The organism is Actinacidiphila sp. bgisy167, assembly GCF_965342175.1.
Lineage (GTDB): Bacteria > Actinomycetota > Actinomycetes > Streptomycetales > Streptomycetaceae > Actinacidiphila.
On sequence record NZ_CBDRBL010000018.1, the window covers coordinates 87,788 to 94,485 of the forward strand.

Consider the following 6,698-nt stretch of genomic DNA (forward strand, 5'->3'; position numbering starts at 1 on the left):
CGACCTTGATCCGTACGAGCAAGAGCGTGAAACTCATCCGTGCCGGACTCGATCGGTTTCGGCACGCACACGGCAAGGGGGAGTGGGCAGTGCCGGAGACCGTGCAAGAAGCAGCGCCGATTCGGGGGACCGTCCTCAGGTTCGTGCTGAAGGAGGTGGCTGGAATTGCCGCCGCTCTGGTCTTTCCGGCCTGGATATCGGTGGCGTTTTCTTCCGGCTGTATCGTCCCCGGTGAAGTGCCAGAAACCTCACAGGCACGCTTCGACCCCGTCGTGCCGATCGCCTGCACGGCCCTGGGTATCGTCGGCGTGACCTCCCTCATGCTCGCCTATCGGATGTCGACAGCGAAGCCACCGGTAAGGCAAAAGTTGTGTGCGGTACTCAAGGCTCAGGGCTGGCTGGCCCTCCTGACTGTCGCGGCATCCGTTGCCCTCTATGATCCGCACCGTCTGTACCACTGCTGACGTACGGGGACATCAGCGGACCGCCGCGCCCGCCGAACTGACCTCTGTGGCCCCTGCTGACCGATCTGGCTGTCAGAAGGTCGGGCGGACACCAACCGCTGGGAAGGGGGGCGGGGTCGGAGCTGCACGAGGCCCCGGAGCCGTCAAGCCATCGGCGCAGGTCATGAGCCGGACGCGACAGACCCGCCCAGGTGGGACGCTTGCCGCAGCACTCCCAGAACTGACAAGAGCATGTGAAGCCGAGGGGGCGCCATGATCCCGCTACGTTGTGTGGCGACCAGATTGACCGATGACGACTTTCCGGGATGGGTCGAGGTCACGCTGACCGACGCTCACGACCGCGCGTGGACGATCATCGACAAATGCCCGATCTTCGGCGGTCCGGACCATGGACCTGACACAACGTATCCGGTGGAGGTCACCGTGGACTGCAGGGTGCTTGCCCCCTTCACCGATCTCACAGCCGGCGGCGTGGTCAAGGTCTCTACTGACCCCCACAGCGTCGCCGCCGTGGACGGGACGGATGAGTTCGACGTCAGGACGGACGATCTGCTGAGCACCCCGCGATAGTCGTGCGTTCGTGCCAGAACGCACGGGGAGTCAGAGGGAAAGGCGCCCTAGGAGCGCCCCTTGTAGAGGTGCGCGAGGTCGATGCCCTTACCAGATGCGGTCGTCCTCGTCCAGCCGGCGATCCCAGCGGCACTCGATGAATGTGTCCGTCCCGATGACCGGAATTGTTCTTGGTCGGCGCGAAGAGTGCGAGGAGATCTCTGGTGCGTTGGCCGGCCCCTGGCGTCCTGGCCGGCGCCCGGACGAGTCCAGCTCGATGGCGTAGACGCCAGAATCCGACTGTATCCAGAAGCCACCTGAGAGTGACAGGAGCCTCACCCATCTGACCTGGGCGGCCCCAAACGATCTGCGACACTGGACGCACCATGCCTGCACCCGGAGAACTCACATTCGTCGCGCCGCGCGGAGCCAAGAAGCCGCCGCGGCACCTTGCCGATCTCTCGCCCGAGGAGCGCCGGGAGGCGGTCGCGGAGCTGGGGGAGAAGCCGTTCCGCGCCAAGCAGCTGTCGCAGCACTACTTCGCCCGGTACGCCGATGACCCCGCCGCCTGGACGGACATCCCCGCCGCGGCACGGGAGAAGCTGGCGGAAGGGCTGCTGCCGGACCTGATGTCCGTGGTGAGGCACAGCAGCACCGACAACGACACCACGCGCAAGACGCTGTGGCGGCTGTTCGACGGGACGCTGGTCGAGTCGGTGCTGATGCGCTACCCGGACCGGGTCACGATGTGCATCAGCTCGCAGGCCGGCTGCGGCATGAACTGCCCCTTCTGTGCGACCGGCCAGGCCGGGCTGGACCGGAACCTGTCGACCGGCGAGATCGTGCACCAGATCGTGGCGGGCATGCGCTCGCTGCGGGACGGGGAGATCCCGGGTGGGCCCGCGCGGCTGTCCAACATCGTGTTCATGGGCATGGGGGAGCCGCTCGCGAACTACAAGCGCGTCGTCGGCGCCATCCGCAGGCTGACCGACCCGGAACCGGACGGGCTCGGACTTTCCCAGCGGGGCATCACCGTGTCGACGGTGGGGCTGGTCCCGGCGATGCTGCGCTTCGCCGACGAGGGCTTCAAGTGCCGGCTCGCCGTGTCACTGCACGCGCCCGACGACGAGCTGCGCGACACCCTGGTGCCGGTGAACACCCGCTGGAAGGTGCGCGAGGTGCTGGACGCCGCGTGGCACTACGCGGACGTGTCCGGGCGCCGAGTCTCCATCGAGTACGCGCTGATCCGGGACATCAACGACCAGGCATGGCGGGCCGACCTGCTGGGCCGGCTGCTCAAGGGCCGCCGCGTGCACGTCAACCTGATCCCGCTGAACCCGACCCCCGGCTCGAAGTGGACGGCCTCGCGGCCGGAGGACGAGCGGGCGTTCGTGGCGGCGCTGGAGGCGCACGGCGTGCCGGTGACCGTCCGGGACACCCGGGGGCAGGAGATCGACGGCGCCTGCGGACAGCTGGCGGCTTCCGAGCGCTGATTCGCGCTTGCTATGGTGACGGTCGTTTCCGGCCATTGGCCGGGACGTCACCTAGAGCACACAAAAGAACATCCGACAGGGGAGCGCGCGAAGCGCTGAGAGTGCGGCTCGGCCGCAGACCCTCGGACCTGATCCGGGTCATACCGGCGTAGGGAGTCACCACATGAGCAGCACTCGTCGGCGTGCGGCCGGCACAGCACTGGCCGTCGCGCTGGGCGCGACCGTGCTCGCCGCCTGCGGCAGCAGCGGGGACACGGCCGGGGGCGAGAGCCGTGGCGCCGCCTCCAAGACCGTCACCCTGGTCAGCCACGACTCCTTCGCCGCGTCGAAGGGCGTGCTGAAGGCGTTCACCGACCAGACCGGCTACACCGTCAAGGTGCTGCGCGGCGGCGACGCCGGCGCCGCGGTCAACCAGGGCGTGCTGTCCAAGGGCAACCCCCAGGGCGACGTCTTCTTCGGCGTCGACAACACCCTGCTGTCCCGGGCCCTGGACAACGGCCTGTTCGCGCCGTACCGGGCCAAGGGCCTCGACAAGGTGCCCGCCGCGCTGCAGCTCGACGCCGGCAAGCACCGCGTCACCCCGATCGACTTCGGCGACGTCTGCGTCAACTACGACCGGAAGTACTTCACCGAGCACAAGCTGCCCGTGCCGCAGACCCTCGACGACCTCGTCAAGCCCGAGTACAAGGACCTGCTGGTCACCGAGAACGCCGCCACCTCCTCCCCGGGCCTCGCCTTCCTCCTCGCCACCACCGCGAAGTACGGCGACGGGGGCTGGGAGGACTACTGGAAGAAGCTCAAGGCGAACGGCGTCCAGGTCGTCGACGGCTGGGAGCAGGCGTACTACGACACCTTCTCGGGGGCCGGCGGCGGCAAGGGCGACAAGCCGCTGGTCGTCTCCTACGCCTCCAGTCCGCCCGCCGAGGTGCTCGGCCTGAAGACGCAGCCCGAACAGGGGCCGACGGGTGTCGCGACCGGCACCTGCTTCCGGCAGATCGAGTTCGCCGGGCTGCTCGAGGGCGCGAAGAACCCCGAGGGCGGCAAGGCGCTCGTGGACTTCCTGCTGAGCCGCACCTTCCAGGAGGACATGCCGCTCAACATGTTCGTCAACCCCGCCCGTGACGACGCCAAGCTGCCCGAGGTCTTCACCAAGTACGCGCCGGTCATCGCCGACCCGGCAACCGTCGCCCCGGAGAAGATCGCCGCGAACCGGGAGCAGTGGGTCACATCGTGGTCCTCGCTCGTGCTGAAGTAGCGAAGGCCGCCGAGCGGGGGAGCACCGGGGCGGCGGCCCTCCGCTCGCTCGCCGTACGGCTCGGTCTGATGGCCGTGCCGGCGGCGTTCTTCGGGCTGTTCTTCGGCTACCCGGTCGCCGCCATCGTCGCCCGCGGGCTCCGCGAGGGCGGGCGGTGGCGGTTCGGCCGGTTCACGGACGTCCTGGGCGATCCCGGCATCCTGCACGTGCTGTGGTTCACCTGCTGGCAGGCCGTCGCGTCCACCGCGCTGACCCTGGTGATCGCGCTGCCCGGCGCGTACTTCTTCGCCCGCTTCGACTTCCCCGGCAAACAGGTGCTGCGCGCGGTGGTGACCGTGCCCTTCGTGCTGCCGACCGTCGTCGTCGGCTCGGCCTTCCTGGCGCTGCTGGGGCGGGGCGGACTGCTCGACGACCTGTGGGGGGTGCGCCTGGACACCACGGTGTGGGCGATCCTCCTCGCCCACGTCTTCTTCAACTACGCCGTGGTCGTAAGGACGGTGGGCGGCCTGTGGGCGCAGCTCGACCCCCGGCAGGAGGAGGCCGCCCGTGTCCTCGGCGCCGGACGCCTCGCCGCCTGGCGCGAGGTGACGCTGCCTGCCCTGGCCCCCGCGGTCGCCGCGGCGGCGCTGATGGTCTTCCTCTTCACCTTCACCTCCTTCGGCGTCATCCAGATCCTCGGCGGTCCCACCTTCTCCACCCTGGAGGTGGAGATCTACCGCCAGACCGCGCAGTTGCTGGACCTGCCGACCGCGGCCGTGCTGACGGTCGTCCAGTTCGCCGCCGTCGCGGCGATCCTCGCCGTGCACGCCGGGACGGTCAGGCGCCGGGAGAGCGCGCTGCGGCTGGTGGACCCGGCCCGCACCGCCCGGCGGCCGCGCGGCACGGGCGAGTGGGGGCTGCTGGCGGGCGCGCTCGGCGCGGCCGCGCTGCTGATCCTGCTGCCGCTGGGCGTGCTGGCCGAGCGCTCCCTGCACGGCCCCGACGGCTACGGCCTCGGCTACTACCGGGCGCTGGGGTCGGTGACCGGCAGCGGCGGGACCTTCCTGGTGGCGCCGGTCGCCGCGGTGGGGAACTCGCTGCAGTACGCGGCCGCCGCCACCGTGATCGCCCTGGCCGTCGGAGGGCTGGCCGCGGCCGCCCTCACCCGGCGGGCCGGCCGCCTGGTGCGCGGCTTCGACGCCCTGCTCATGCTTCCGCTCGGCACCTCGGCGGTGACCATCGGCTTCGGCTTCCTCATCACCCTCGACGAGCCGCCGCTCGACCTGCGCTCCTCGTGGATCCTGGTGCCCCTCGCCCAGGCGCTGGTCGGGGTGCCCTTCGTGGTGCGCACCATGCTGCCCGTACTGCGCGCCGTGGACGACCGGCTGCGCGAGGCGGCGGCGGTCCTCGGGGCCTCCCCGCTGCGGGTGTGGCGCGAGGTCGACCTGCCGCTGGTCCGGCGGGCGCTGCTGGTGGCTGCCGGCTTCGCCTTCGCCGTCTCCCTGGGGGAGTTCGGCGCCACCGTCTTCATCGCCCGCCCGGACAACCCCACTCTGCCGGTCGCGGTCGCCCGCCTCCTCGGACGGGCCGGGGAGCTCAACTACGGACAGGCGATGGCGCTCAGCACCGTGCTGATGCTGGTGTGCGCAGGTGCGCTGCTGGCGCTGGAACGTATCCGCATCGACAGGTCGGGGGAGTTCTGATGACCCTGCTGCGACTGGACGGCGCGACCGTGCGCTTCGGCGGGCACACCGCCCTGGACGCCGTGGACCTGGAGGTCGCCGGGCACGAGACGGTCTGCGTGCTCGGGCCCAGTGGCAGCGGCAAGTCCACGCTGCTGCGGGTGGTCGCCGGGCTGCAGCCGCTGCATGCCGGACGCGTCCTGCTGGCCGGCCGCGACCAGGCAGGCGTGCCGACGCACCGGCGCGGCGTCGGCCTGATGTTCCAGGACCACCAGCTCTTCCCGCAGCGTGACGTCGCCGGCAACGTCGACTTCGGCCTGCGCATGCGGGGCGCCTCTCGTGCCGAGCGAGAGCGCACCGTCGCCGATTTGCTGGAGCTCGTCGGCCTGCCCGGGGCGCAGCGGCGCGCCGTGGCGTCCCTGTCGGGCGGTGAGCAGCAGCGCGTCGCCCTGGCCCGGGCACTGGCGCCGGGGCCGCGGTTGCTCATGCTCGACGAGCCGCTGGGGCAACTCGACCGCGGGCTGCGCGAGCGCCTGGTGGTCGAGCTGCGCGGGCTCTTCCGGCGGCTGGGCACCACGGTGCTGGCCGTCACGCACGACCAGAGCGAGGCCTTCGCGCTGGCCGACCGCGTCGTCGTCATGCGGGACGGCCGCGTCGAACAGGCAGGCACCGCGCTTGATGTGTGGCAGCGGCCGGCGTCCGAGTTCGTCGCGCGCTTCCTCGGCTACGACAACGTGGTGCCCGCCACCGTCACGGGCGACGCGGCCGACACCGTCTGGGGCAAGGTCCCCGTCCCCCCTGGCTCCCCGCAGGGCGCCGTGCGGCTGCTCGTGCGACCCGCCGGCGTACGGCTCGTCCCGGCCACGGACGGGCTGCGCTGCGATGTCCTCGCCCGGACCTTCCGGGGCGACCAGGTGACCCTCCTCCTTCGCCCTGAGGAAGGGCCGCGGCTGGAGGCGGGCTGCGCCTTGCGCGACGCCCCCGCCGAGGGCGACACGGTGGGTGTCGCCTTCTCGGCGGACGAGGTCGTCGTTCTGGGGGCGTAGCCCCGACGTCCGTCAGCAGCGCGCGCCACACCGCACTTCGGTGCGCGCGGCTGTGCTCGGCCCTCCCGCCGTCTGGCGCCCTTCGGGCGCAGAGCGCCGGCCGCGGACGGGGAGGTGGGGCCTTCCCTCCCCGGCGGTGTGCGGGTGGGGGGGGGGGGGGGGGGGAAGAGGTGGGGGGGGTAGTTCAGTGCCGGGATGTCGGTGAGGTGGATCCCGGCGATTGCCAGGGT

6 protein-coding genes and 1 riboswitch are annotated in these 6,698 nt (G+C 71.1%); all 6 genes read left to right on the forward strand.

From position 1 onward, the window contains the following. Nucleotides 1–26 precede the first annotated feature (26 nt). A complete protein-coding gene (locus tag ACRWND_RS10175) occupies nucleotides 27–464 on the forward strand; it encodes a hypothetical protein (protein ID WP_431948214.1) in 438 nt (145 codons plus the stop codon). A gap of 270 nt (nucleotides 465–734) precedes the next feature. Beyond that, nucleotides 735–1,034, forward strand: a complete 300-nt coding sequence (locus ACRWND_RS10180; protein WP_431948216.1) for a hypothetical protein — start codon at nucleotides 735–737, stop codon at nucleotides 1,032–1,034. A 365-nt stretch (nucleotides 1,035–1,399) separates the two neighbouring features. After that, on the forward strand, nucleotides 1,400–2,506 hold the full coding sequence (gene rlmN / locus ACRWND_RS10185) for a 23S rRNA (adenine(2503)-C(2))-methyltransferase RlmN (RefSeq protein WP_431948218.1): 1,107 nt from the start codon (nucleotides 1,400–1,402) through the stop codon (nucleotides 2,504–2,506). Nucleotides 2,507–2,573: 67 nt separating this feature from the next. Beyond that, nucleotides 2,574–2,678: riboswitch (TPP riboswitch) on the forward strand. Continuing rightward, on the forward strand, nucleotides 2,670–3,761 hold the full coding sequence (locus tag ACRWND_RS10190) for a thiamine ABC transporter substrate-binding protein (protein WP_431948220.1): 1,092 nt from the start codon (nucleotides 2,670–2,672) through the stop codon (nucleotides 3,759–3,761). It overlaps the preceding riboswitch by 9 nt. Before the next feature lie 68 nt (nucleotides 3,762–3,829). Next, entirely contained in the window at nucleotides 3,830–5,443 is a 1,614-nt protein-coding gene (locus ACRWND_RS10195; RefSeq protein ID WP_431948245.1) for an ABC transporter permease, read from the forward strand. Then, nucleotides 5,443–6,468: an ABC transporter ATP-binding protein gene (locus ACRWND_RS10200; protein ID WP_431948222.1), complete on the forward strand. Its 1,026-nt coding sequence runs from the start codon at nucleotides 5,443–5,445 to the stop codon at nucleotides 6,466–6,468. Before ACRWND_RS10195 ends, ACRWND_RS10200 begins: the two co-directional genes overlap by 1 nt. The last annotated feature ends 230 nt before the right edge of the window (nucleotides 6,469–6,698 follow it).

What these genes read in the sequence shown, in the direction of transcription:
- rlmN (WP_431948218.1), top strand. Translation starts at nt 1,400, where the DNA reads ATGCCTGCACCCGGAGAACTCACATTCGTCGCGCCGCGCGGAGCCAAG.
- ACRWND_RS10190 (WP_431948220.1), top strand. Translation starts at nt 2,670, where the DNA reads ATGAGCAGCACTCGTCGGCGTGCGGCCGGCACAGCACTGGCCGTCGCG.
- ACRWND_RS10195 (WP_431948245.1), top strand. Translation starts at nt 3,830, where the DNA reads ATGGCCGTGCCGGCGGCGTTCTTCGGGCTGTTCTTCGGCTACCCGGTC.
- ACRWND_RS10200 (WP_431948222.1), top strand. Translation starts at nt 5,443, where the DNA reads ATGACCCTGCTGCGACTGGACGGCGCGACCGTGCGCTTCGGCGGGCAC.